Source organism: Bacteroides clarus (assembly GCF_015555825.1).
Taxonomy (GTDB): Bacteria; Bacteroidota; Bacteroidia; order Bacteroidales; family Bacteroidaceae; genus Bacteroides; species Bacteroides clarus.
The window spans coordinates 72,887-97,513 of record NZ_JADNLF010000003.1; the positions used below are offsets into that span (position 1 = coordinate 72,887).

Annotated in this window: 22 protein-coding genes and 1 tRNA gene; 10 read left to right on the forward strand and 13 right to left on the reverse strand. The window is 46.7% G+C overall.

Annotated features, from left to right (window positions below):
• Positions 1-9: 9 nt before the first annotated feature.
• Positions 10-366 (reverse strand): lipocalin-like domain-containing protein, encoded by a 357-nt coding sequence (locus I2F54_RS04365; protein ID WP_009120928.1) that lies wholly within the window; start codon positions 364-366, stop codon positions 10-12.
• A 22-nt stretch (positions 367-388) separates the two neighbouring features.
• Complete coding sequence (locus I2F54_RS04370) at positions 389-727, reverse strand: hypothetical protein (protein WP_087411954.1); 339 nt, start codon at positions 725-727, stop codon at positions 389-391.
• Between the two features lie 198 nt (positions 728-925).
• Here I2F54_RS04370 and I2F54_RS04375 point away from each other — a divergent pair.
• Positions 926-1,000 (forward strand) — tRNA-Pro (locus I2F54_RS04375).
• Positions 1,001-1,285: 285 nt separating this feature from the next.
• Here I2F54_RS04375 and I2F54_RS04380 read toward each other — a convergent pair.
• A complete protein-coding gene (locus I2F54_RS04380; protein ID WP_022219117.1) occupies positions 1,286-1,996 on the reverse strand; it encodes a tRNA1(Val) (adenine(37)-N6)-methyltransferase in 711 nt (236 codons plus the stop codon).
• 170 nt (positions 1,997-2,166) lie between these two features.
• Here I2F54_RS04380 and lon point away from each other — a divergent pair, with 170 nt between their 5' ends.
• From lon to I2F54_RS04395, 3 genes are read left to right on the forward strand one after another with little or no spacing between them, the layout of a single operon-like run.
• Complete coding sequence (gene lon, locus I2F54_RS04385) at positions 2,167-4,638, forward strand: endopeptidase La (protein ID WP_009120938.1); 2,472 nt, start codon at positions 2,167-2,169, stop codon at positions 4,636-4,638.
• Between the two features lie 5 nt (positions 4,639-4,643).
• Positions 4,644-5,774 carry a tRNA guanosine(34) transglycosylase Tgt gene (tgt, locus tag I2F54_RS04390; protein WP_022219119.1) on the forward strand — a complete coding sequence of 377 codons (1,131 nt, stop codon included), beginning with the start codon at positions 4,644-4,646 and terminating at the stop codon, positions 5,772-5,774.
• A complete protein-coding gene (locus I2F54_RS04395; RefSeq protein WP_009120940.1) occupies positions 5,771-6,913 on the forward strand; it encodes an LptF/LptG family permease in 1,143 nt (380 codons plus the stop codon). Before tgt ends, I2F54_RS04395 begins: the two co-directional genes overlap by 4 nt.
• 231 nt (positions 6,914-7,144) lie before the next feature.
• Here the strand turns inward: I2F54_RS04395 and I2F54_RS04400 are convergent, their stop codons facing one another.
• The gene (locus I2F54_RS04400; protein ID WP_005654168.1) at positions 7,145-7,648 is read right to left on the reverse strand and encodes a thioredoxin-like domain-containing protein; all 504 of its coding nucleotides are present in this window, start codon (positions 7,646-7,648) and stop codon (positions 7,145-7,147) included.
• 276 nt (positions 7,649-7,924) lie between these two features.
• Here I2F54_RS04400 and serB point away from each other — a divergent pair, with 276 nt between their 5' ends.
• Together serB and I2F54_RS04410 are read left to right on the forward strand one after the other, a co-directional pair.
• The gene (gene serB, locus I2F54_RS04405; protein WP_009120941.1) at positions 7,925-9,154 is read left to right on the forward strand and encodes a phosphoserine phosphatase SerB; all 1,230 of its coding nucleotides are present in this window, start codon (positions 7,925-7,927) and stop codon (positions 9,152-9,154) included.
• Positions 9,155-9,364: 210 nt separating this feature from the next.
• Positions 9,365-10,672, forward strand: a complete 1,308-nt coding sequence (locus I2F54_RS04410; protein WP_195500598.1) for a DEAD/DEAH box helicase — start codon at positions 9,365-9,367, stop codon at positions 10,670-10,672.
• A 14-nt stretch (positions 10,673-10,686) separates the two neighbouring features.
• Here I2F54_RS04410 and I2F54_RS04415 read toward each other — a convergent pair whose 3' ends face one another.
• From I2F54_RS04415 to I2F54_RS04430, 4 genes are read right to left on the reverse strand one after another with little or no spacing between them, the layout of a single operon-like run.
• On the reverse strand, positions 10,687-11,475 hold the full coding sequence (locus tag I2F54_RS04415) for a DUF4738 domain-containing protein (protein ID WP_195500599.1): 789 nt from the start codon (positions 11,473-11,475) through the stop codon (positions 10,687-10,689).
• 15 nt (positions 11,476-11,490) lie between these two features.
• Entirely contained in the window at positions 11,491-12,804 is a 1,314-nt protein-coding gene (locus I2F54_RS04420; RefSeq protein ID WP_009120944.1) for a UDP-glucose dehydrogenase family protein, read from the reverse strand.
• Between the two features lie 3 nt (positions 12,805-12,807).
• Complete coding sequence (gene rfbC / locus I2F54_RS04425; RefSeq protein ID WP_009120945.1) at positions 12,808-13,356, reverse strand: dTDP-4-dehydrorhamnose 3,5-epimerase; 549 nt, start codon at positions 13,354-13,356, stop codon at positions 12,808-12,810.
• Between the two features lie 4 nt (positions 13,357-13,360).
• On the reverse strand, positions 13,361-14,794 hold the full coding sequence (locus I2F54_RS04430) for a capsule assembly Wzi family protein (protein WP_009120946.1): 1,434 nt from the start codon (positions 14,792-14,794) through the stop codon (positions 13,361-13,363).
• 244 nt (positions 14,795-15,038) lie between these two features.
• Between I2F54_RS04430 and I2F54_RS04435 the strand changes: the two genes are divergently transcribed.
• Together I2F54_RS04435 and I2F54_RS04440 are read left to right on the forward strand one after the other, a co-directional pair.
• The gene (locus I2F54_RS04435; RefSeq protein WP_195500600.1) at positions 15,039-16,130 is read left to right on the forward strand and encodes an HU domain-containing protein; all 1,092 of its coding nucleotides are present in this window, start codon (positions 15,039-15,041) and stop codon (positions 16,128-16,130) included.
• A 45-nt stretch (positions 16,131-16,175) separates the two neighbouring features.
• Positions 16,176-16,697: an FHA domain-containing protein gene (locus I2F54_RS04440; RefSeq protein WP_009120949.1), complete on the forward strand. Its 522-nt coding sequence runs from the start codon at positions 16,176-16,178 to the stop codon at positions 16,695-16,697.
• Here I2F54_RS04440 and I2F54_RS04445 read toward each other — a convergent pair.
• The 4 genes from I2F54_RS04445 to I2F54_RS04460 form a co-directional block, all read right to left on the reverse strand.
• Entirely contained in the window at positions 16,675-17,127 is a 453-nt protein-coding gene (locus I2F54_RS04445) for a hypothetical protein (RefSeq protein WP_129618390.1), read from the reverse strand. The genes I2F54_RS04440 and I2F54_RS04445 overlap by 23 nt on opposite strands.
• Before the next feature lie 296 nt (positions 17,128-17,423).
• Positions 17,424-17,858, reverse strand: coding sequence for a DUF6078 family protein (locus I2F54_RS04450; RefSeq protein WP_195500601.1), 435 nt, complete (start codon positions 17,856-17,858; stop codon positions 17,424-17,426).
• Positions 17,859-18,021: 163 nt separating this feature from the next.
• A complete protein-coding gene (locus I2F54_RS04455; protein WP_009120952.1) occupies positions 18,022-19,500 on the reverse strand; it encodes a tagaturonate reductase in 1,479 nt (492 codons plus the stop codon).
• A gap of 62 nt (positions 19,501-19,562) precedes the next feature.
• Positions 19,563-20,624 carry a LacI family DNA-binding transcriptional regulator gene (locus I2F54_RS04460; RefSeq protein WP_195500602.1) on the reverse strand — a complete coding sequence of 354 codons (1,062 nt, stop codon included), beginning with the start codon at positions 20,622-20,624 and terminating at the stop codon, positions 19,563-19,565.
• A gap of 230 nt (positions 20,625-20,854) precedes the next feature.
• On the opposite strand from I2F54_RS04460, the gene uxaC reads away from it, so the two are divergent.
• Positions 20,855-22,261 (forward strand): glucuronate isomerase, encoded by a 1,407-nt coding sequence (gene uxaC, locus I2F54_RS04465; RefSeq protein ID WP_022219127.1) that lies wholly within the window; start codon positions 20,855-20,857, stop codon positions 22,259-22,261.
• Between the two features lie 140 nt (positions 22,262-22,401).
• Here uxaC and I2F54_RS04470 read toward each other — a convergent pair whose 3' ends face one another.
• Positions 22,402-23,094 (reverse strand): HAD family hydrolase, encoded by a 693-nt coding sequence (locus tag I2F54_RS04470; protein ID WP_022219128.1) that lies wholly within the window; start codon positions 23,092-23,094, stop codon positions 22,402-22,404.
• A 78-nt stretch (positions 23,095-23,172) separates the two neighbouring features.
• Here I2F54_RS04470 and I2F54_RS04475 point away from each other — a divergent pair, with 78 nt between their 5' ends.
• Entirely contained in the window at positions 23,173-24,555 is a 1,383-nt protein-coding gene (locus tag I2F54_RS04475) for a peptide MFS transporter (protein WP_195500603.1), read from the forward strand.
• Positions 24,556-24,627: the final 72 nt, after the last annotated feature.

The window sequence follows — 24,627 nt, forward strand, 5'->3', positions numbered from 1 at the left end:
TTTATTATCTTACTTTTCTCTTACATAACGTAGTGTATAGCCGTAATTGGAATTTAAGATTAATGAGTCAGCCGTAAGTTTCTCAATTCTTAAGGTGTCTATCCCCTCTATCTCCATACCATTACCAATGCTTTTTACCGTGAGATAAAGTTCATCTCCTTGTTGCTCCCAATATTTATATACCAGCGTAGCCATATTAATGGAAGATGCATCCCCGCCCTCTTCCAGTTTGATACCCTGCATTTTTCCCGGCTGTCCTTCGATAGGCATTACCCATGAGCCAATGATAGAGTCTTTGCTTTGCTTTTCATTACAAGCGGCCATTGCAATAACCAATACGGCGGCTGCCAATAAAAGTTTCTTCATACTATATGTTTTTAAAAGTGAGTTAATGTATTTTCGTTATGGCAGATGCAATGTTAATGCCGGGTTCATCTTCGGTAACCGTGTACGAAACCTCTAATGTATCTCCTACTGATAGTCCTTCTTCCAAGGCTATATCCTGATCCATTGTACTTATATATAAGGTATCGTTTTTCGGGGTAACCATTGTGAATCCATTCATGGTAGCATCCATAACTACGCCTTGTGCATGATATACGGAATCGTTAATCTCCTCTGTACCGGGCTTTGCGCTTTCCTGTTCTGTATTTCCGGCTTTATTTTTGCAGGAAGCACATCCCAACAGAATAACGGTAACAAGTAAAATAGGTTTGGTCAACTTCATATTCTCTGATTTTATTAAGATTATTTCTACAAAAATAGATATAAAAGAGAACGTATCAAAGAGGCAGAGAATAATTAACTGTTCCCGTATATTGTTTCCCAGACTTTTATAATTTTATTTCAGATAAAATCATAAAAAGATTTGGTCTATATCAAAAAAGATTTTACCTTTGCACTCGCTTTTAAGAAGTAAAGCACTCGGGGTGTAGCGCAGTCCGGTTAGCGCACCTGCTTTGGGAGCAGGGGGTCGTGGGTTCGAATCCCGCTACCCCGACAAAAAACGAGCTACTGAAATTCAGTGGCTCGTTTTTTGTATCATAGATACTCTCCGACGACGATGGATTATACATAAATAAACAGGGTTTGTACTTTTGCCCTTCACCTTCCACACACCTGTTTATACGGGTTAGCGGGTGAATCCTTGTTCTTTTGCTATATAAGGATTTGTCTCGTGAGATAAATAAAACCATCTCCCGAGACGAATTAATTCGTCTCACAAGACAAATATATCCGTCTCTCAGGATGAATATATTTATTCCGCAAGACGAATTTGCACAGCTTACATTCTCAAATAAAAGTCTTTGGTCAGGGCGATGTACTCCGGGGTAAACTGTCCGTGCTTCTCTCCTTCTATGTAAAGACTGTCCTCGATACATGGTACATCCTGATAGCCGAAAGTCAATAACACGCGCCGGCAAGGTTTTCCGGGTTTGGTAAAAACATACAAGCGGCGATGTGGATGAAAATTATACTTCCAAGCTGTATCAACCACCGTCTTTTCAACTTCCGCCGGAATAATAATGCTTATACTTCCCCGTTCCGATAAGAAATGTGCCGAATGTCCGAAGAGCAATTCATAGCTCAGTTCACTCGTGTGCCGTGCCATGCAGCGCTGATTGTCCGGGCATTTCAGGGCATCGACAAAATAAGGCGGGTTGGAAACAATCAGGTCGAATCTGTCTTCCGGATGATACTTGCGGAAGTCACAGCATACCACTTCCATCCGATGGCTCCAGGGGGACGATTGAATATTCTCTTGGGCTTGCGCCGCCGCTGCTGGGTCTATTTCGACAGAGGTAATTGCGGCTTCCGGATTACGCTGCGCTAATTGTAAGGATATTAGACCACTACCCGCTCCTACATCAAGAATTCGTTTAGCATCTTGAACCGGAGCCCACGCCCCTAATAGCACTCCGTCTGTACCTACTTTCATGGCGCATTTGTCGTGCCGGACGGTAAATTGTTTGAACTGGAAATAAGGATTCGGCATATTTGTTTTTGTTAATCGGACTCAAAAATAATCAAAGCCGCCAAAATAGCGGCAATTTTGGCATCGTTTTTGTCTTTTTAAAGAAAGGAACGCCTATTTAATAGAAGAAATAGCTAACTTTGCAGACGCCTTATTGGCCTGCCAATATGACATAAACTAAAAAGAATGAGATGAAGAAAAGAAATTACTTGAGTGATATCGAAGATAGGAATGAAAATGCGTTTTCTGTAATTGCTGATTTTGAGGGGAATGAAGAACAATTGATGGATATTGAGGTTGATGAAATCCTGCCGGTATTACCTCTGCGGAACATGGTTTTGTTTCCGGGTGTGTTTATGCCGGTGTCTGTCGGAAGAAAATCTTCCCTGAAATTGGTGCGTGAGGCAGAAAAGAAAGGTACATATATCGCCGTGGTGTGTCAGAAAGTAGCTGATACGGAAACGCCTTTGTTTGAGGACCTGCATACAATAGGTACGGTTGCCAAGATTGTCCGTGTGCTGGAAATGCCGGATCAGACGACTACCGTTATCCTGCAAGGCTCCAAACGCATTGAATTGAAAGAGATAACGGAAGTTACTCCATATTTGAAAGGACGTGTAAGCACGCTTAATGAGGAAATTCCCGCAAAAGACGATAAGGAGTTCCAGGCATTGGTAGAAGCGTGCAAAGACTTGACCGTACGCTATATCAAATCTTCGGATATGTTTCCGCAGGATTCTGCATTTGCCATCAAGAACATTACCAACCCGATGTTTCTGGTGGACTTTATCTGCACTAACCTGCCCTTGAAGAAGGATGAAAAGATAGAGTTGCTGCGCATTGACGCATTGCGTGCCCGCACCTATCGTTTGCTCGAAATTCTGAACCGGGAAGTTCAGCTCGCCGAAATCAAGGAATCTATCCAGATGCGCGCCCGCGAGGATATAGACCAGCAACAACGCGAGTATTTCTTGCAACAGCAGATTAAAACCATTCAGGATGAACTGGGTGGCGGCAGCCAGGAGCAGGAATTGGAAGAGATGCGTAAAAAAGCGGAAACCATAAAATGGAATGAAGAAGTAAAAAGCACCTTCCTGAAAGAAGTGGATAAGTTGGAGCGCATGCATCCGCAATCGCCCGATTACAGTGTGCAACTGAACTATCTGCAAACCATGATGAGTCTGCCGTGGGGCGTTTATACAACGGATAATCTGAACTTGACCAATGCCGAGAAGACGTTGAATAAAGACCATTACGGTTTGGAGAAAGTAAAGGAACGTATATTGGAACACCTCGCCGTATTGAAGTTGAAGGGAGACATGAAGTCGCCTATCATCTGCCTGTATGGCCCTCCGGGTGTGGGTAAAACCTCTTTGGGGCGTTCTATTGCGGCTGCTTTGAAGCGGAAGTATATCCGTATGTCTTTGGGTGGCGTGCACGATGAAGCCGAAATACGCGGACACCGCAAGACTTATATCGGAGCGATGCCGGGACGCATCATCAAAAGTTTGATTAAAGCCGGTTCTTCAAATCCGGTATTTATATTGGATGAGATAGACAAGGTGAGCGCCGACCGTCAGGGAGACCCCTCTTCCGCTCTGCTCGAAGTACTCGACCCGGAGCAGAATACTACGTTTCACGACAACTTCCTGGATGTGGATTATGATTTGTCGAAAGTGATGTTCATTGCTACCGCCAATAATCTGAATACGATTCCCGGACCGTTGCTCGACCGCATGGAGTTGATTGAAGTAAGCGGTTATATCACCGAGGAAAAGATAGAGATTGCCCGTCGCCATTTGGTTCCCAAAGAGTTGGAAGCAAACGGTATGAAGAAAAACGATATCAAGATTCCCAAGAATACGCTGGAAGCGATTATAGAGTCTTATACCCGTGAAAGCGGTGTGCGTGAGTTGGAGAAGAAGATTGGAAAGATTCTGCGTAAATCGGCTCGTCAATATGCTACGGACGGTTATTTCGCAAAGACCGAAATTAAGCCGGGCGATTTGTACGAATTCCTGGGCGCTCCCGAATATACGCGCGACAAGTATCAAGGCAATGAATATGCCGGTGTGGTTACCGGCTTGGCGTGGACTGCTGTCGGCGGTGAGATTCTGTTCGTCGAAACCAGTCTCAGTCGCGGCAAAGGCGGCCGCCTGACGCTGACCGGAAACTTGGGTGATGTAATGAAAGAGTCGGCTATGCTGGCGCTGGAGTACATTAAGGCACATGCTTCGCTGCTGAATCTCGATGAAGATATTTTCGACAACTGGAATATCCATGTTCATGTTCCCGAAGGAGCTATTCCCAAGGATGGTCCGTCGGCGGGTATAACGATGGCTACTTCGCTGGCATCCGCACTTACGCAGAGAAAAGTAAAAGCCAACCTTGCCATGACGGGCGAAATCACGCTCCGTGGAAAAGTGCTTCCCGTCGGTGGCATCAAAGAAAAGATTCTGGCTGCCAAACGTGCCGGCATCAAGGAGATTATCCTCAGCGACGAGAACCGCAAGAACATTGAAGAGATACAGGAAATTTATCTGAAAGGACTGACTTTCCACTATGTGAAAGACGTAAAAGAGGTGTTTGCCATTGCGCTGACTGATGAAAAGGTAGCTGATGCCATCGACTTGTCCGTTAAAAAAGAAAAGATAGAAAAGTAAGAAGAATGACATTTGAGTTACAGTACACAGACAGCAAGACGAATGCGCGTGCAGGTTTGATTACCACTGACCATGGGCAGATTGAAACTCCCATCTTTATGCCGGTAGGTACGTTGGGAACCGTAAAAGGCGTGCATCTGACAGAATTGAAAGAAGATATAAAGGCGCAGATTATATTAGGGAATACCTATCATCTTTATTTGCGTCCCGGATTGGATGTTATAGAGAAAGCCGGCGGACTGCATAAGTTCAACGGCTTTGACCGTCCGATGCTGACCGACAGCGGCGGTTTCCAGGTCTTTTCATTGGCGGGTATCCGCAAGCTGCGCGAAGAAGGCGCCGAGTTCCGTTCGCACATCGACGGAAGCAAGCACGTCTTCACTCCGGAGAGGGTAATGGACATCGAGCGTACTATCGGAGCGGACATAATGATGGCGTTTGACGAATGTACTCCGGGCGATGCGGAATATGCCTATGCCAAGAAGTCGATGGAAATGACGCACCGTTGGCTGGACCGTTGCATCACGCGATTCAACGAAACGGAACCCAAGTACGGTTATCATCAGGCGCTTTTCCCTATCGTGCAAGGATGTGTCTATCCCGACCTGCGTAAACGGTCGGCGGAGTTCATAGCCTCTAAAGGAGCCGAGGGTAATGCAATCGGCGGTCTGGCCGTAGGTGAACCTACGGAGAAGATGTACGAAATGATAGAGTTGGTGAATGAGATTCTTCCGAAAGACAAACCCCGTTATCTGATGGGGGTAGGTACGCCTGTGAACATTCTGGAAGGCATCGAACGCGGAGTTGACATGTTCGACTGCGTGATGCCTACACGCAACGGACGTAACGGGATGCTGTTCACCAAAGACGGTATCATCAATATGCGTAATAAGAAATGGGAAACCGACTTCTCTCCTATTGAGGCGGACGGCGCATCTTACGTAGATACATTATATAGTAAGGCCTATCTGCGCCATCTGTTCCATGCGCAGGAGTTGCTGGCCATGCAGATTGCTTCCATTCACAATCTGGCGTTTTACCTCTGGCTTGCCGGTGAAGCCCGCAAGCATATTATCGCCGGTGATTTCTCTACATGGAAACCGATGATGGTACAACGTGTATCGACAAGATTATGAGCAAGATTGACCGGAAGATACTGAAAAATATAAAACTGCCTGTCGGGAAAAACAAGTTCCTCAAGCGGCTGGACTGGTACATCATCAAGAAGTTCCTGGGAACATACGTGTTTGCCATAGCCCTGATTATCTCCATCGCCGTAGTATTCGACTTTAATGAGAAAATGGACCGCTTTATGTCCCATGAAGCGCCGTGGAAAGCCATTATCTTCGATTACTACATGAACTTCATCCCCTACTTTGCCAATCTGTTCAGCCCGCTGTTCGTCTTTATCGCGGTAATCTTCTTTACTTCCAAGCTTGCGGAGAACTCGGAGATTATCGCAATGTTCTCTACGGGAATGAGCTTTAAGCGTATGCTGCGTCCTTATATGGTGTCGGCGGCTATCATCGCGATCACTACGTTCTGTCTCGGTTCGTACGTCATTCCTAAAGGCAGCGTCACGCGACTTAATTTCGAGGATAAATACTATAAGCCCCGTAAGTCCACCACAGCCCGCAATATTCAGTTGGAAGTCGATTCGGGAGTCATTGCCTATATAGAGCGTTTTGAGGATTACAGCAAAACGGGTTATCGCTTTTCACTCGATAAGTTCAAGGACAAACAGCTGGTGTCTCACCTCACTGCACGCAGCATCACCTACGATACGGCAGCCGTGCATAAATGGAAAGTGAAAGACTACATGATTCGTGAAATGGACGGTATGCGCGAAAGTATCGTCAAAGGAGAGCGGCTGGATACCATCCTGTTTATGGAGCCTGCCGACTTCCTTATCATGAAGAACCAGCAGGAGATGCTTACCAGCCCTCAGCTGAGCGAGTATATAGACAGGCAACGGCAGCGTGGTTTTGCCAATATCAAGGAGTTCGAGATAGAATATCATAAACGTATAGCCATGTCTTTCGCCTCGTTCATCCTGACGCTGATAGGTGTATCTCTTTCTTCGAAAAAGACAAAAGGCGGTATGGGATTGCATCTGGGTATAGGCTTGGGATTAAGTTTCTCGTACATTCTGTTCCAAACGATTGCCTCCACATTTGCGGTGAACGGTAATGTGCCGCCCGTCATTGCGGTATGGATACCGAACCTGCTTTATGCATTCATAGCATTCTACCTGTATAAGAAAGCGCCGAAGTAAGTTATTGCAGGAAGCTGTCGCCAAGGCAAGTCACAGGATATTATAAAATAAGAAGCCGTCCCGCTCTTGTGTTTCCACAAGTGCGGGACGGCTTTTTTGTTGTATTCATTTCCTCTTTTGTTTTGTTCTTCCTTCTTTTCAAGCGGACAGACCGCCCGTTGTCGGAAGAAACCCCACTTTCTTCTTACAGGTTCTTTAATCCCTTCGTTGCAGCGTTGTGCATTGAAGCGCTTAATTCAAGTAAGCTGAAAGCTCTGCAGCAGAGATGTTTTTGGCAATAATCACACCATTCTCATCTAATAAATAGTTAGTAAATCCGCGGCCTAAGCGATATTTCTTGAATAAGCCGGAGGACTCGCCTTTAGTTTCCACGAAACAAGTGGGCGTAACTATTTGGTCCTTACGAACAGTTTCCTTAAAAATAGATTGGTACTCATCGAATGAGACGGAAACCATTTCCACATTTTCATTGCGGGAAGCGGAACGAAGCACATTGCTCAAACTTGCGTTTTGCATCCGGGAGTGCGCGTCATAACTTGCCCAAAAGCTAAGCAACACATATTTGCCTTTCATGTCTGAAAGTTCGGCTAACGGTTGCCCGGCAGACATAGATTGGATTTTAAAGTCCGGGGCTATGTCACCCACATTCAAACCACCGGTCGGTTTGTCTTTTTCTACAAAAGAAGTCAAGGAACCAATTAGTAATACAACAAAAATCCATTTTACATATTTCATGTAACACGATTTTGGTTAATACTATCCGGGACTGTCCTTTTTGGCAGTGATTTCTTCCCGGAACGTCATCTTCTCAGACCTTGCAATGAGAGGAATTCATTGATACTCAAAGCCTTTAATTCTGAAATCGGGTGCAAAGGTAAGTAATTCTTAAAGTAACTTCCAAATAAACAAGCAATTTTCTCACTTTTTTAGTGCACTTTTTTATGTTATTTAGCATAAAAGGCGAGATTTTTCCTTACTTTTGTGGCTTGTTATCCTATTAATAGACAACTTATGCAACCATTAAGTACAGAACTTATTCTTATCCGCGTAACAGGTGAAGACCGTCCGGGACTGACGGCTTCGGTTACAGAAATTCTTGCCAAGTACGATGCGACCATCCTCGACATCGGACAAGCCGACATCCATAACACCCTGTCATTGGGTATCCTATGTAAAACGGAAGAACAACATTCCGGCTTTATCATGAAAGAGTTGCTTTTCAAGGCATCGTCTTTGGGTGTCACTATCCGCTTCTATCCTATTACGGCGCAAGAGTATGAAAACTGGGTGAGCATGCAGGGTAAGAACCGTTATATTCTCACGCTGCTCGGACGTAAGTTGTCTGCCCGCCAGATTTCGGCGGTTACCCGTATTCTGGCGGAGCAAGGTATGAATATCGATGCCATCAAGCGCCTTACGGGACGTATTCCGCTGGATGAATGCGATACGAAAACACGCGCCTGTATTGAGTTCTCCGTACGAGGCACACCTAAAGACCGCATAGCCATGCAGGAGCAGCTGATGCAACTGGCCAGCGAACTGGAAATGGACTTTTCTTTCCAGCTGGACAATATGTATCGTCGTATGCGCCGCCTTATTTGCTTTGACATGGACTCTACATTGATAGAGACCGAGGTTATAGACGAACTGGCCATACGTGCAGGTGTCGGCGAGCAGGTAAAGGCTATTACGGAACGTGCCATGCGTGGAGAGATAGACTTTACGGAAAGCTTCCGCGAGCGGGTGGCTCTGCTGAAAGGCCTGGACGAGTCTGTCATGCAGGAGATCGCCGAGAACCTGCCTATTACGGAAGGTGTTGACCGCCTGATGTATGTTCTGAAGAAATACGGTTATAAGATTGCCATCCTTTCGGGCGGTTTCACTTATTTCGGGCGTTATCTCCAGCAGAAATATGGTATCGACTATGTCTATGCCAATGAACTGGAAATAGAGAACGGCAAACTGACCGGACGTTATCTCGGCGATGTAGTGGACGGCAAGCGCAAAGCCGAACTGCTGCGCCTGATAGCGCAAGTTGAGAAAGTAGACATAGCCCAAACCATTGCGGTGGGTGACGGCGCCAATGATTTGCCGATGCTGGGTATCGCCGGATTGGGTATCGCTTTCCACGCCAAGCCTAAGGTCGTGGCAAATGCCAAGCAGTCCATCAACACAATCGGTCTGGACGGAGTGCTTTACTTCCTGGGATTCAAAGATTCTTATATAGATATTCCACGATAAAATAAGTTCATACCATATATGCGTAAGCTCCTGCGATAATTAATTATCGCAGGAGCTTATTTTTTAGCAAGCTTATTTTGTTCTACTTTCGGTTTGCATTATCTTTGTACCAAATACGAAAATAAGCTGCACCTCGGCATAAAAAATGAACAAGTTCATTTTATTCTGTTCTCGGTTTGCATTATCTTTGTGGCAAATATAACGAAATTCATGAAGTTTTCTGAACTAAAATTAAACGACAACGTGCTTGAAGCACTGGATGCAATGCGTTTCGACGAGTGCACCCCCATACAAGAAAAATCAATACCAGTTATACTCGAAGGCCGGGATTTGATAGCTGTTGCACAAACCGGAACCGGAAAAACCGCCGCGTACCTGTTGCCCATATTGAACAAGCTTTCGGAAGGCGGGCATCCCGAAGATTCCATCAACTGTATAGTAATGGCACCTACACGGGAGTTGGCACAACAGATAGACCAGCAAATGGAGGGTTTCTCCTATTTCATGCCGGTGAGCAGCGTGGCTGTGTACGGCGGTAATGACGGAGTGCTTTTCGAGCAGCAAAAAAGAGGTCTGACTTTGGGTGCGGATGTTGTAATCGCAACTCCGGGACGCCTGATAGCGCATCTCAGTCTGGGATATGTAGACCTTTCACGCGTCTCCTACTTCATTCTGGATGAAGCAGACCGCATGCTGGACATGGGATTCTATGATGACATTATGCAGATTGTGAAATACCTGCCTAAAGAACGTCAGACCATTATGTTCTCGGCTACGATGCCTGCCAAGATACAGCAACTGGCGCAGAGTATCCTGAACGATCCGGCAGAAGTGAAACTTGCCGTTTCCAAACCTGCCGAAAAGATTGTGCAGGCCGCTTATGTATGCTATGAGAACCAAAAGTTAGGAATCATCCGCAGTCTTTTCGCCGAGCAGACGCCCGAACGCGTCATAATCTTCGCCTCTTCCAAGCTGAAGGTGAAAGAAGTAACCAAAGCGCTGAAGCAGATGAAGCTGAACGTCGGGGAAATGCACTCCGACCTCGAGCAGGCGCAGCGCGAGGAAGTAATGTACGAGTTCAAGGCGGGTCGGGTCAATATATTGGTTGCCACCGATATTGTGGCGCGCGGTATCGATATAGACGATATCCGCTTGGTTATCAATTATGATGTGCCGCATGACAGCGAAGACTACGTACACCGCATCGGACGTACGGCACGTGCCAACAATGACGGCGTAGCTCTTACTTTCGTCAACGAAAAGGAACAGACGAACTTCAAGGGCATAGAGAATTTTCTGGAAAAGGAAATCTATAAGATACCGGTGCCGGAAGAATTGGGCGAAGCCCCCGAGTATAAACCGCGCTCCAATGACGGACGCAAACGCAGCAACTTCAAAGGCGGCGGACGCCGGAGCGGCGGAAACGAAAAAAGCGGAAGCGGCAAAGGCGGTAACCGGAATAACAACAAACGCAGGGAAGGCGGCAAAAAGCCTGCCCGGGCAAAGAAACAAGAATAAGTAAAAAGCGGAATTTATTCCGCTTTTTTTATCTCCGTCCGATTGTCGAATCCGATTGTAATATCCGCCAGACTGTATACGGAACTTTCCGGTACGCGTAAGGTTGCCTGGTATCGGTAGCCTTCGTTGTCAACTCCCATAAAATTCATATCGGCAAGAATCATTTGGCTCAAAGTCTCCTCAGGAAAGATACCGGCAAACATTTTCTTGGTAATGTCTTTGCCATACAACATCCGCCTGCCCTCATACACGCAGATATGTATGACATTGTCGTAATAAACATTATCCACACTGATGCCACCCTCTGAATAGGACGAGCGGACAACCTTCATCTTCGAGGGATTGATGTACACATATCCCCGGTAGCGTGTACCTTTGTACATTACTACGCTATCCTTTTTCACTACTTCCGTAGTGGGTATGACTTCCACTTCCCTGTTCTCAAAGGCAAGCGCATCCTCGGGACTTTCCGATTTATGCAGCTTTACAATCTCATCCGCCAATGAATGAAACCAAAAGCTGTACTCGGTCTGCCTGTCAATCTTGTAGGTTACGGTATTGTTGCCGTACACATATATCGTATCTCGTATAATCTTAAATGATACGGGGATATTCTGGGGATCGGCATAGTATATGGTGTCTCCTTCTATGCGCATCAAGGGCAGTTCGGTTTCATCATCTATCCAAACGCCTTGAAGCAGAGCCTTGGCCGTAGAGTCCTCTTCGACAGTATTTTGCTCCTTACCATTACCGCATGCAGCCAACACTATGACGCAACACAACTCTATTACGAGTTTTTTCATGTCTGTCTCCTTCCTTTATTTACCTATACAGTGGTAGGTAAATCCAAGTTCTTCTATTTCTTTCTTTTCGTAGATATTGCGACCGTCCAATAACACCGGGGTTCTCATGGCCTTTTTGATGACAGCCCATGACGGCAAGCGGAACTCTTTCCATTCCGTCACCAGCATCAAGGCATCCGCATCGAGTGCGGCATCGTACATGTCGGTAGCGTAGCAGACGCTATCGCCTATCCTGCGGCGGCATTCCGTCATGGCGGCCGGATCGTACACGCGCACTTTACAGCCCGCATTCAGCAACTTGTTTATCAGAATCAACGAAGGCGCCTCGCGCATATCGTCTGTTTCCGGCTTGAAAGCCAATCCCCATAAGGCGATTGTCTTATCCTGCAAATCGCCGCTGAAGTGTCGCTGCAGCTTTTCAAATAAGACGCTTTTCTGCTTTTCATTGACCTCCTCCACTGCTTGGAGCACACGCATCCGATAACCGTTCTGTTCGGCGGTCTTGATTAACGCCTTTACGTCTTTCGGGAAACACGAACCGCCATACCCGATGCCCGGATAGAGGAACTTGCGGCCGATACGCGTATCGGAGCCGATGCCGCTGCGCACCATATTGACGTCAGCTCCCACCAGCTCGCACAGATTGGCGATATCGTTCATGAAGCTGATGCGGGTAGCCAACATGGAATTAGCCGCATACTTTGTCATTTCGGCAGATGGGATATCCATGAAGATGACGCGGAAGTTATTCAGCAAGAACGGTTTGTAGAGCTTGCTCATCAGCTGCTTTGCCCGTTCGGACTCTACTCCCACCACTACCCGGTCGGGGCTCATAAAGTCGGCCACGGCATTTCCCTCTTTCAGGAATTCGGGATTGGAAGCAACGTCAAACTCTATTCGTACTCCCCGTTTATCCAGTTCAGCCTGAATCGTCGCACGTACTTTTCCGGCAGTGCCCACCGGAACGGTACTCTTGGTTACCACCAGTACGTATTTCGTCATGTTGCGTCCGATGGTACGCGCCACTTCGAGCACATAACTCAAGTCCGCGCTGCCATCTTCATCGGGCGGAGTACCCACAGCGCTGAATATAACATCTACCTCGTCCAGGCAACTTTCCAAAGAAGTAGTGAATTGCAGGCGTCCCGCTTTCGCGTTCCGGTTTACCATTTCCTCCAGTCCGTTTTCGTAGATTGGAATCACTCCCTGCTTCAGCGCTTCTATCTTTTCGCCGTTCGTATCGACGCAAATAACGTTGACGCCTATTTCTGCAAAACAAGTACCGGTTACTAAGCCGACGTATCCCGTACCGACAATGGCTATTTTCATATCCTATTCAAAATATTCCGCATCTTTGAACGATACGGCATGTCCGTCTTTCTCTGATACTATGAATTGAGATTCCGCAACCGGCCAGTCGATACCGACGGTTTCGTCGTTGAAGCGAATGGAGGCCTCTGCCTGCGGTGCATAGCCGTTATCTACTTTATAAGTGAAGATTGCCTCGTCGCTCAACACCAAAAAGCCATGGGCAAAGCCGCGGGGAATAAAGAACTGACGCTTGTTCTCCTCGCTCAGCTCCACGCTGACGTACTTGCCGAATGTAGGAGACGAACGGCGCAGGTCGACCGCAACATCCAGTACCTTGCCTTTTATGACACGTACCAGTTTGGCCTGACTGTATTCGCCTTTCTGATAATGCAGTCCGCGTAATACACCGAAAGAAGATTTAGACTCGTTGTCCTGTACGAAATGTACATCGCCGATGTTGGCACGGAATTCTTCTTCTTTAAACGCTTCCATAAAGTAGCCGCGCGCGTCATTGAACACTCTCGGTTCGATGATCCATACGCCATCAATTTCTGTTTGTATGTAGTTCATTGCTTTAGAACGATTTATGTATCTTTAATTGAAATCCGAAATTATCTCCGTATATCTCTCCCATGTCCAAGGCAAGAGAAGCGTTGAAGTTCCAGCCTTTCCATCTTTCGGGAGCATAAGAGAACGAGGCGTAGGCCGAAAAGTTCTCCAGAATATCCAGCGTGGGAGCGCCGGGAGTACCCCACGTCCTGTTGTGGCTCATCTTGGCGATGTAGCTCCATTCCGGACTTATCTGTCCGCTCCAGCCGATGTGCAACGCTTTTACACGGTTGTACTTGAAGGTCATGTCGCCGTCTTTATTATAGATGGGCGACGCAATCAACGGATTGGCTATCATCATGCCCCAATGCGCCCAGCCGGGGTAAAGGCCGTTGTTGTAATAGTTGTCGGAGCCGCCTGTTTTGTGCACAGGGCCTTCTTCGGGTTCGTGCAAGCCGTGCAGCGGACCGCTCATGTTGGTAGTCTGCAAAAACTCGAACACAACCGCGTTGACAGGTTTGAAATGGTTGAAACTCATTTCAAGTCCCCACAATCCGTCCCAGCCGTTCTGCTTACCCATGGCGGAAAAGTCGTCGAAGTGGTTGCACAGATATGCGCTGATTGAGAACTTATCGGAACGGTGGGTCAGCCTTATTTGCTCGCTGCCCAGGAAGTTGCCCTGAAAGAAGTTGCTGTCGTTCCACGGCTTGTCTTCATCGCCGGCGCCGGGAATAAATACTCTGAAATAATCTTTCAACGTGTTTCCCAGATTGGCTACGTTGCCGTTCGAATCTACTATGCTTCCGCCGAATTGCGTATCGAGCGTCATGCCGATGTCGAGCTGCCATTTTCCATTAGGCACGCCGACGCGGATAAATCCCTCTTTGTGATGATACTTGATGTCTTTTGTGTACCAATGCCCTGCTCCTACTTTGCGCTCCTGGTATTTGTTGTCGGTGAACCATCCGTAAGATATTTCACCTTTGATGGCGAGGCGCGGAAGTATGTAAAGGTACTCGGGGATGCCCACCATGATTTGGGGAATCGGCCTGGCGTTGCCCGACCATGTCATGTCACCGCTGCTCAAAGCGTTGTTCAGCAACGGAGCGCCTTTCTCACGGCTTCCGGCAAACAGCCCCAGCCACTTGTAACGCGCGTCTATATATGCCTGCTGGATAAAGATGTCCTTGTCGCCTTTGAAGTTCATGCCCACGGCAGCTACCATGTCCAGCTTCTCTTCGAATTTCCACTTGCCGAGCTGATGCTTGTAGCCCAGTCCGCCCCGTATGTATGTATTGTCATAAACAGAGCCGAGCCCCTGTTGGTTGCTTACTTGCCATAAAGGAGTGTTGTCTCCCGTATGCACGGTAGCCCCGTATTCCACGAAAGGAGAAACCTGCGCCGTTGCCATGTTGCCGCCCATGAGAATAAAGGCCAATAAACAGATAGGGATACGCATGATGGTGAATAGTCTGTATCTGGTTAAGTGCTGACAGTTATCTGTGTTCATTTCAAAATATATAATATAGTTTATAGTCCTAATTAAAGAGAGATGTGGAAGACGGTGCAAAAGTAGGAAAAAAATCTAATATATCGGCCATGGGCGATAAAGGAGTTTCCAAAGTTCGCCGTGTTTATAAGTTGTTAATAAGAAAAGCTGTCCGAAAGTGGCGTATATCCGATAAAACCGCTACTTTTGCAACATGATTGAATTAGCGCAGCACATAGAAGTATTGTTATTGGAGAATGATTGTGTCATTGTTCCGGGTTTGGGCGGATTTGTCGCTCATTATACTCCGGCAATGAGAGTGGCGGAAGAAAATACTTTCCTGCCCCCCACCCGTATTATCGGTTTCAATCCGCAGTTGAAGATGAATGACGGACTGCTGGTGCAATCCTATATGGCTGTGTACGGTACGGACTTTTCCGATGCCACCAGGATTGTGGATAAATCGGTGAAAGAGCTGCTGTCGCTTCTCCATGAGAATGGCAAAGCGGATTTGCCCAATATCGGCGAGTTGCGCTACAACATTCACGATGCCTACGATTTCGTACCGTACGACAATAAGATTACCACTCCTTACTTATATGGGCTCGACAGTTTCGAGATGCAGGAACTGGCCGTTCTGCGTAAGCCTTACGAGAGCAAGACCATTCCTTTCGCACCCGTTGTCCGGGAAGAAAAGAAGCGTAAGTACGAGATTCGTATCAACCCCTCTTATCTGACCAATGCGGTTGCCATGATTGCCATTGTGGCTCTGTTCTTCTTCTTTTCCGCGCCCATAGAGAATACGGAAGTGGTGGAGGCCAACTATGCCCGTCTGCTGCCCGGTGAGTTATTCGAGCAGATAGAAAAGCAATCGCTGGTTATTACTCCGATTGTCGTTCATCAGCAGGCAGCCGCTAAGAAGGCGAAAGCCTCTCAAACCGGCCTGTCGCAGTCTGCGGGTAAAAAAGTCGTCGCCCCTGTTGCCGTGAAAGAAGTGAAAGTCCGCAGGCAGTCCGCAGCGGCTCCCGTTCAGCCTAAAACGGAAACGACAGCTGTCGTTCCTGTCGTTCAGCCCGTCAAGACGCCTTACCATATCATCATTGCCAGCGTAGGAACCGAAAAGGATGCCGATGCCATGGCGCAGCGGTTGATTGCCAAAGGCCATACCGGCGCCAAAGCGATTATCGGTGACGGCAAAATGCGTGTCAGCATTCAGTCGTGCGCCACAGAAGCGGAAGCCTATCGCGCTTTAAATAAGATTCGTCAGGATGAAGCGTTTCAGAACGCCTGGGTGCTGAAAAGATGACTTTCTCCATAGTGAATTATTAATTACCAACTATCCATCAATTCAATGAAACGTATCCGTTGCCCCAAATGTGAGAACTATCTGACTTTCGACGAAACAAAATACACGGAAGGCCAGTCCTTGGTGTTTGTCTGCGAGAACTGCAAAAAGCAATTCAGCATACGTTTGGGCAAGACGAAAATGAAAGCGCCGCAGAAAGAAGAGAATCCGGACGAGACCGAATACAAGGAAGCTTTCGGAAACATTACGGTCATTGAGAATGTCTTTGGCTTCAAGCAAGTGCTGCCTTTGCAAGAGGGCGACAATAAGATAGGCCGTCGCTGCGTAGGAACGGTTATCAATGTCCCGATAGAAACCTCGGATATGAGCATGGACCGCAACCACTGCGTTATCAACGTGAAACGCAACAAACAGGGCAAACTCGTTTATACGCTGCGTGACGCTCCGAGCCTGACGGGTACTTTCCTTAACAATGAAATTCTGGGCGATAAAGACCGTGTCCGTATTGAGGACGGAGCTATTGTAACCATCGGCGCCACCACCTTCATTCTTCGGGCGGCGGAGTAAACAGATTGCTTTTTCTGCTTACCCACCAATAGCGTATAAACAATACCCCGGTGGACATGAGCGCAAGCGAAAGCCCGGTATAGAATACCGAAATAAACGCGTCCGGCAATAAATGGAACGAGCGTATCGTAATGCCGAACGTTATCATAAAGACCATTACAATCCAACCTTTTACATCGAAGAAAGAGAAAGGGCAATTCTTCTCTTTCTTTTTTTGTTCGATACGTTTGGTGTGCTTGTAGTAGAGTTTCTTGAAGACCAGCAAAAAGAACAGAAGAAATACAACCGTAGCCTCTCCTATCTTGAACAGCCAATATTGTGAATCCGTCAGCCATGTCACGATTCCTATCCGGAGGATATTGGCTCCGGCTGCCATCCACACGATTCCGGCGGTGATAAGCAATACTTTCCTGTTTACTCCGTATTTCATTTTTCTATATTTGGGTAATCTTACTGATACAGGGAACAAAGATAGGAAAAATATGTTCGCAAATTCATATTGTATACTTCACTGTCTATCAGACCTGTGTATGTACCAGGGAGTTCCTGCCTTTGGTACGTCCCGTACCTCAGCGTGGTACGGCCTGTACCCTACTGTGGTACGACGTGTACCATAGTAAGGTACAAGACGTACCAACGGTTGGTATTCCTTGTACCAACCGTTGGAAATTAAAATATCATGCGGGAGAAAATCGGCGGTTCCGCAGGGAAACGCGGGCGGGATGCCTACCAGTCGTATTCTTCGGTGTATCGGTCGAAAGCGATCTCCTTGTTCCAACCATGTTTCCTGCACACTTGGCGGATACATTCCTGTTGCTTCGGAGTAAGTCCCAACTTTTGATTGCGGTATCGGTAATAGGGAGAATGATTGAAGATGGCTTCCAAATTGAGGTGGATGGCGCGGGAAATGCGTGCGGGCATGTCATCGTACAGGTTTTTGAAACCCCACGCTACCCGTATCTTCTTGTTTGTACGGAAATGCAGACACTCCTTTCCCGCTTCCGGATAACAGAGGGGATTGATAACGGACAGTCGGATGTTTTTCGCCGTATTGTAGTGTGTCATACTGTGTCGCAAGCAGCTTTCGGCCTTAGCGCAGCAGTCGTTGAAGCATAGGGTGTATCGGGCTGCCTGGTTGTTTAAGTCGGAGTTGTTTTCCATTATTTGTTCGGATTTTAATGAATATGTATTATCTGGTAAAGGTACATGAAAAAAGTCGGCCGGGCATCATATAACTACTGTTATATTTAGTGTGGCAGGTATAAAAAAACAGGGTAAAACCGAAGTCTTACCCTGTTTTCTTTCGTTATATATCGGTTCTTGTTTAGAGAATACCTTTCACTGTTTCCAGCATACCCTTTTCTTGAATGGAGTTCAAGAAACCGGTAACCATATCCGTTAATCCCGGGATGGTGTTCAAGTCCCCGTGTTCGCCCCAAATAAGGTCTTTGGCTGCCAATACGCCTTCCGCTACTTTGCGGGTGTCGCCTGTCGCCCAAAGGTCTTTCAGTAATTGCATGATTTCGGGAGCGTCGTTCGGAGTGATTTCCGCACCGTCGGCACGCACACCGCCCTTATAATATGTGATGATGGCGGCAAGACCGAGCACGAGTCCTTTCGGAAGTTCGCCTTTGCGTTCCAGATAAGTCTTCAAGCCCGGCAGGTCGCGGGTTTGGTATTTCGGGAAAGAGTTCAGCATGATGCTGGTCACCTGATGTTCTACGTAAGGATTGTCGAAACGTTCCAATACATCGGCGGCGAATTTCTTCAATTCGTCCATGGGCAGATTCAATGTCTGCATCAGCTCGTCGAACTGTACTTTGCGGACGTACTTGCCGATAACAGGGTGGTTGCAGGCGTCGCGCACGATGTTTACGCCACTGAGGTAAGCCACCGGAGAAAGCACGGTGTGAGGACCGTTCAGCAAGGTTACCTTTCTTTCGTGGTAAGGAGCCTCGGACTTCACGAAGAGTACGTTCATGCCTGCCTTGTTTGCGGGGAATTCTTCTGCCAACTGGCGGAGAGAAAGGTTCTCGGCAGCTTCGATAACCCACAGATGGAAGATTTCGGCCTGTACAACCAAGTTGTCGGCATAACAGATTTTCTTCTGAATCTGCGCGATTTCCTTACGCGGGAAGCCCGGAACGATACGGTCTACCAGAGTAGCGCATACGTAGCAGTACTTTGTGAACCAAGTCTTGAACTTCTCGTAATCTGCGCCGAAGTCATCTTTCCACAGTTCGATGTACTGGTAGATGCATTCTTTCAGGTGATGGCCGTTCAGGAAAATCAATTCGCAAGGCATGATGATAAGACCTTTGCTCTTGTCGCCCTTGAAAGTTTTGAAACGACGGTACAGAAGCTGAGTCAGTTTGCCCGGATAAGACGATGCGGGAGCGTCGGTGAATTTGCAATTCGGGTCGAATGCAATACCGGCTTCCGTTGTGTTGGAGATAACGAAACGTATCTCGGGCTGGTCGGCAAGCGCCATGAATGCGGAGTTTTGAGAATACGGATTCAATGCGCGGCTGATACAGTCGATACGCGTCAGGCTGTTGACAGCCTCACCGTTCAGACGGCCTTGCAGATTGACGTGGTAAAGACAGTCCTGGCCGTTCAGCCATTCTGCCATACCTCTTTCTATGGGCTGAACCACTACAACGCTACTGTTGAAGTCGGTTTTCTGATTCATGTTGTAAACAATCCAGTCTACAAATGCACGAAGGAAGTTACCTTCACCGAATTGGATAATTCGCTCGGGAGCAACGGACTTGGGAGCCGTCTGTTTGTTTAATGCTTTCATCTTAAAACTGATTTTAATTATGATTTATGGATTATGATTTAAATTGTACGATGCTTGGGGAACTACTCGAATTCGAAGTAGAAGTCGATGTTTTCTTTCATCAGAACGTCGATGGGCATATACTTTACGGCAGTCACCGGCTTCTTGAATACGATGTGATTGCATAACGCTTTAACGCCGCAATATCCTTGCAATCCGGGGCGTTGTCCGATAAGATAGTTCACCTCGCCGCTTTTCAGGTATTCCACATTCTTTTGAAGCAGGTCGTAACCTACCAGCGCGTCCAGCTTTTGCTTCTTTCTCTGCAAGTAGCCTGCCACTTGGTATACGCGAGAGTTGAAGACGGCTCCTAAAGCGACTTTGGGATGTTCGGCAAAGAAAGTATCCAGCTGCTTTTCATTAGCGTCGGTGTTTTCTTTGTGGAGAACAAAGTCGTGTACAATCAGATTCCGGTGCTCGGCGGCAAGGTATTGCATAAAACCTTCCAGACGGCGTTGCATCTGCACCTCGGCGGGGCTGTTCTTTTGGTTGTTCAGGAAAAGCACCAGCTCCTGGCCTTCCCGGTAACGGCGCATCAGTATCTTGGCCGCAATGTATCCGCTGACCTGAGAGTCCTGGCCTATATAACATAAAGCATGGGTCTGCTCCATGTTGAAGTCGATAAAGGCGTAAGGTATATTCTTGCTTTCCAGATACGATGTCAGTTTCAAAGTATCGTCCTGAAAATTCGGAGCAATCAATACCGCATCGACGGATTCGGATTGAAGCCGCGTGCATGCCTCTTGATAAGAAGGCTTGTTTGCATGGCTGTAAAACAGGTAATCCACGCCTACGTTGAACGGACGCATTTCCTGCGCGGCTCGGTCTATTCCCCGCGCCACGGAATGCCAGTAATCATGCTCTATATAATAAGGTATGATACATACCACATGATAACGCTTTTTGGCCGCCAGACCTATGGCAAACATATTGGGATGATAATCTATTTCATCAAGAACTTTCTGAACCTTTTCTCTGCTTGCGCGGGATACGTCGCCCCGGTTATGGAGCACACGGTCTACAGTTCCGGCAGACACGCCTGCCATACGTGCAATGTCCTTTATCGTATAATTCTTGTTTTCCATTCTCTCCTACCTAAAGGCGTTTAAAGGTCTTACGTTCAAAACTTAAATATTATAAATATTTGCCGCAAAGATACGAATTATTTTGTTTCTCCAAGTAAAATTTCTACTTTTGTGTTCGATAACGGTTAATAAAAGCAAAAAGCCTTATCAGGCCTATCAGCTTTACAATCAATACTATATAGGTGTAATAACAAGAAAGTAATTTTTTTAGATACTTAAAACACAAGAAGATGAAAAACTTTATGGACGAGAACTTCCTGTTGCAGACAGAAACCGCACAGAAGTTGTACCACGAACATGCGGCTAAAATGCCGATTATCGACTATCACTGTCACTTAATTCCACAAATGGTAGCAGACGATTACCAATTCAAGTCACTGACGGAAATCTGGTTGGGTGGCGACCACTACAAATGGCGCGCAATGCGTACCAACGGCGTGGACGAACGTTTCTGCACCGGTAAGGACACCACCGATTGGGAAAAGTTCGAGAAATGGGCGGAAACCGTACCTTATACTTTCCGTAATCCTTTGTACCACTGGACGCACTTGGAATTGAAGACTGCATTCGGCATCGACAAGATTTTGAACCCTAAAACCGCACGTGAAATCTATGACGAATGTAACGAGAAGCTGAAACAACCCGAATACTCGGCTCGCGGCATGATGCGCCGTTACAACGTGGAAGCTGTTTGTACGACCGATGACCCCGTCGATTCACTGGAATATCATATCAAGACCCGTGAAAGCGGCTTTGAAATCAAGATGTTGCCTACTTGGCGTCCCGACAAGGCGATGGCGGTAGAAGTTCCTGCTGATTTCCGCGCTTATGTAGAGAAGCTGGCGGAAGTGAGCGGTGTGGCTATTTCTACTTTCGACGATATGATTGCCGCTTTGCGCAAGCGTCATGACTTCTTCGCCGCTCAAGGATGTAAACTGTCCGATCATGGTATCGAAGAATTCTATGCGGAAGATTATACGGATGCGGAAATCAAGGCAATCTTCAATAAAGTGTATGGCGGCGCCGAATTGACCAAGGAAGAAATCCTGAAGTTCAAGTCGGCTATGCTGATTGCCTTTGGTGAAATGGATTGGGAGAAGGGCTGGACACAGCAATTCCACTATGGAGCCATCCGCAACAACAACAGTAAAATGTTCAAGTTGCTCGGGCCTGACACCGGTTTTGACTCTATCGGTGAGTTTACTACTGCTAAAGCAATGGCTAAGTTCCTCGATCGCTTGAATTCGGCAGGCAAACTGACCAAGACCATTCTTTATAATCTGAACCCGTGTGCCAATGAAGTAATCGCTACTATGCTGGGTAACTTCCAGGACGGTACGATTGCCGGTAAGATTCAGTTCGGTTCAGGCTGGTGGTTCCTCGACCAGAAAGACGGTATGGAAAAGCAAATGAACGCACTTTCCGTACTTGGTTTGCTGAGCCGTTTTGTAGGTATGTTGACAGACTCACGTTCTTTCCTCTCCTATCCGCGTCATGAATATTTCCGTCGTACATTGTGTAACCTCGTAGGTCGTGATGTGGAAAACGGCGAAATTCCTGTTGCTGAAATGGAACGCGTAAATCAGATGATTGAAGATATCAGCTACTACAACGCTAAGAAGTTCTTCCAGTTCTAAGACAAGGACGAGATAATTAAAATCAGCCCTTCCACACTTGATACTTTATGGCGAGCGTGGAAGGGCTTTTTATTAAATACTGCTGATTTTAGACTTATACTATCTGTCATTCTTCGTTGCGCTCTGAATGACAGATTACCTTATAAGAGGTGTTCCGTTATATCTTTGATGTTCTTTAATTGGATGAAGTTGGGGTTTGTTATGTTTCCGTCATGGGTTTCATATTGCCAGGTAATATGGTAAGGAATGTGGGCGGCATATCCGCCTAACTCCAATACCGGCAGTATATCCGATTTGACGGAGTTTCCCAGCATCAGGAAATTTCGCGGATTGCATTTCATGGTGTCGAGAAGTTTTTGATAATCGGCTTCTTTCTTGTCACTCATTATTTCAACGTGGCAGAAGTACTTCATCAGTCCCGAGCTCATCACCTTTCTTCTTTGGTCGAACAGGTCTCCTTTGGTTGCCAGTACCAGCTTGTATTTTCCTTGCAGTTGGAGTAATACATCTTCTACTCCGTCTAAAAGCGTGACGGGCTTTTGCAGAAGTTCCTGTCCCAATTTGATGATTTCTTCCACGCAATGCATGTTTTCTGTTCCGTCGGTAATCCGGCATGCGGTTTCAATCATACTGAGCATCATGCTTTTCAGACCATATCCATACATGTGTAGGTTCTTCATCTCTGTCTTAAACAGTTCCTGCGAGACTGTTGCCGATGGCTGATATGCTTTTAGCAAATCACAGAACTTATGTTCGAACTCCTGAAAATAAAGCTCGTTTTCCCAAAGGGTATCGTCCGCATCGAATGCCACAACTTCTATTTTGTCTGTCATACGTTGTCCGTTTTATTGTTATTGTCTATCTTTGCCGCAAAGATAAGTAATAAAAACGTAATAATTAATCAGTAAAGGATGACTCAATCACCCCAAACTAATGCCAAAGGTTTTAGCAAGGCCTTTTGGGTAAGCAACACGGTAGAACTTTTTGAACGCATGGCGTATTATGCCGTATTTATTGTTCTCACCATTTATCTGTCCAGTATTTTAGGTTTCAATGATTTTGAGGCGAGTATGATTTCCGGTCTGTTCTCGGGCGGGCTGTATCTGCTTCCCATATTTACCGGAGCTTATGCCGATAAGATAGGTTTCCGTAAATCGATGATTATCGCATTCTCTTTGTTGTCTGCGGGTTATTTGGGCTTGGGAGTGTTACCTACCTTGCTGGAAGCAGCCGGACTGGTGGAATATGGCGAAGTGACACGCTTTTCGGGACTGACCGATAGCAGTGAACGCTGGATGATTGTTCCTGTGCTGTTTGTCATCATGCTTGGCGGTTCGTTCATTAAGTCTGTTATTTCCGCATCGGTGGCGAAAGAAACCACCGAAGTAACCCGTGCCCGCGGTTATTCCATCTTTTATATGATGGTGAACTTCGGCGCTTTTACAGGAAAGACCATTATCGATCCGTTGCGCAACGCTATCGGCGAGCAGGCTTATATCTATATCAATTTCTTTTCCGCCTCAATGACCATTCTGGCGTTGTTGTCCGTTATTCTTCTGTATAAATCGGCGCATACGGCAGGTGAAGGTAAAAGTATGAGTGAGATAGGACGAGGTTTTCTGCGCATCATCACAAACTGGCGTTTATTGATTCTTATCCTTATTGTAACGGGATTCTGGATGGTGCAACAGCAACTGTACGCCACAATGCCTAAATATGTTATCCGTATGGCCGGCGAAACTGCCAAACCGGGTTGGATAGCCAATGTAAATCCTTTTGTGGTGGTTTGTTGTGTAAGTTTCATCACCAGATGGATGGCGAAACGCACGGCCATTACTTCCATGAATATCGGTATGTTCCTGATTCCTGTTTCTGCATTGCTGATGGCATGCGGAAATCTGTTGGGCAGCGATGTTATTGCGGGAATGAGCAATATTACCTTGATGATGATACTCGGTATTGTGGTACAAGCGTTGGCGGAATGTTTTATTTCTCCACGATATTTGGAATATTTCTCATTGCAGGCTCCTGAGGGAGAAGAAGGTATGTATCTCGGGTTCAGCCATCTCCATTCTTTTCTGTCATCCATTTTCGGATTTGGCATAGCGGGTGTGCTACTGACCAAATACTGTCCCGATCCAGCTTTGTTTGCAAGTCGGGAAGCTTGGGAAGCGGCCAGTATGAACGCGCATTATATCTGGTATTATTTTGCGGGAATAGGATTGGTGGCCGCCGTAGCTCTGCTGATTTTTGCCAAAACCACCGAATTCATCGACAAAAAGAAGAAAGTATAATCTTTTATATTGCATATTTTCCGTATATTTGTCGCCCAATGCGAAGACAGGCTGCTTTCGGCATAATTTAAG

Coding starts and splice junctions, on each gene's coding strand:
- I2F54_RS04365 (WP_009120928.1), bottom strand. CDS start 366: ATGAAGAAACTTTTATTGGCAGCCGCCGTATTGGTTATTGCAATGGCC.
- I2F54_RS04370 (WP_087411954.1), bottom strand. CDS start 727: ATGAAGTTGACCAAACCTATTTTACTTGTTACCGTTATTCTGTTGGGA.
- I2F54_RS04380 (WP_022219117.1), bottom strand. CDS start 1,996: ATGCCGAATCCTTATTTCCAGTTCAAACAATTTACCGTCCGGCACGAC.
- lon (WP_009120938.1), top strand. CDS start 2,167: ATGAAGAAAAGAAATTACTTGAGTGATATCGAAGATAGGAATGAAAAT.
- tgt (WP_022219119.1), top strand. CDS start 4,644: ATGACATTTGAGTTACAGTACACAGACAGCAAGACGAATGCGCGTGCA.
- I2F54_RS04395 (WP_009120940.1), top strand. CDS start 5,771: ATGAGCAAGATTGACCGGAAGATACTGAAAAATATAAAACTGCCTGTC.
- I2F54_RS04400 (WP_005654168.1), bottom strand. CDS start 7,648: ATGAAATATGTAAAATGGATTTTTGTTGTATTACTAATTGGTTCCTTG.
- serB (WP_009120941.1), top strand. CDS start 7,925: ATGCAACCATTAAGTACAGAACTTATTCTTATCCGCGTAACAGGTGAA.
- I2F54_RS04410 (WP_195500598.1), top strand. CDS start 9,365: ATGAAGTTTTCTGAACTAAAATTAAACGACAACGTGCTTGAAGCACTG.
- I2F54_RS04415 (WP_195500599.1), bottom strand. CDS start 11,475: ATGAAAAAACTCGTAATAGAGTTGTGTTGCGTCATAGTGTTGGCTGCA.
- I2F54_RS04420 (WP_009120944.1), bottom strand. CDS start 12,804: ATGAAAATAGCCATTGTCGGTACGGGATACGTCGGCTTAGTAACCGGT.
- rfbC (WP_009120945.1), bottom strand. CDS start 13,356: ATGAACTACATACAAACAGAAATTGATGGCGTATGGATCATCGAACCG.
- I2F54_RS04430 (WP_009120946.1), bottom strand. CDS start 14,794: ATGCGTATCCCTATCTGTTTATTGGCCTTTATTCTCATGGGCGGCAAC.
- I2F54_RS04435 (WP_195500600.1), top strand. CDS start 15,039: ATGATTGAATTAGCGCAGCACATAGAAGTATTGTTATTGGAGAATGAT.
- I2F54_RS04440 (WP_009120949.1), top strand. CDS start 16,176: ATGAAACGTATCCGTTGCCCCAAATGTGAGAACTATCTGACTTTCGAC.
- I2F54_RS04445 (WP_129618390.1), bottom strand. CDS start 17,127: ATGAAATACGGAGTAAACAGGAAAGTATTGCTTATCACCGCCGGAATC.
- I2F54_RS04450 (WP_195500601.1), bottom strand. CDS start 17,858: ATGGAAAACAACTCCGACTTAAACAACCAGGCAGCCCGATACACCCTA.
- I2F54_RS04455 (WP_009120952.1), bottom strand. CDS start 19,500: ATGAAAGCATTAAACAAACAGACGGCTCCCAAGTCCGTTGCTCCCGAG.
- I2F54_RS04460 (WP_195500602.1), bottom strand. CDS start 20,624: ATGGAAAACAAGAATTATACGATAAAGGACATTGCACGTATGGCAGGC.
- uxaC (WP_022219127.1), top strand. CDS start 20,855: ATGAAAAACTTTATGGACGAGAACTTCCTGTTGCAGACAGAAACCGCA.
- I2F54_RS04470 (WP_022219128.1), bottom strand. CDS start 23,094: ATGACAGACAAAATAGAAGTTGTGGCATTCGATGCGGACGATACCCTT.
- I2F54_RS04475 (WP_195500603.1), top strand. CDS start 23,173: ATGACTCAATCACCCCAAACTAATGCCAAAGGTTTTAGCAAGGCCTTT.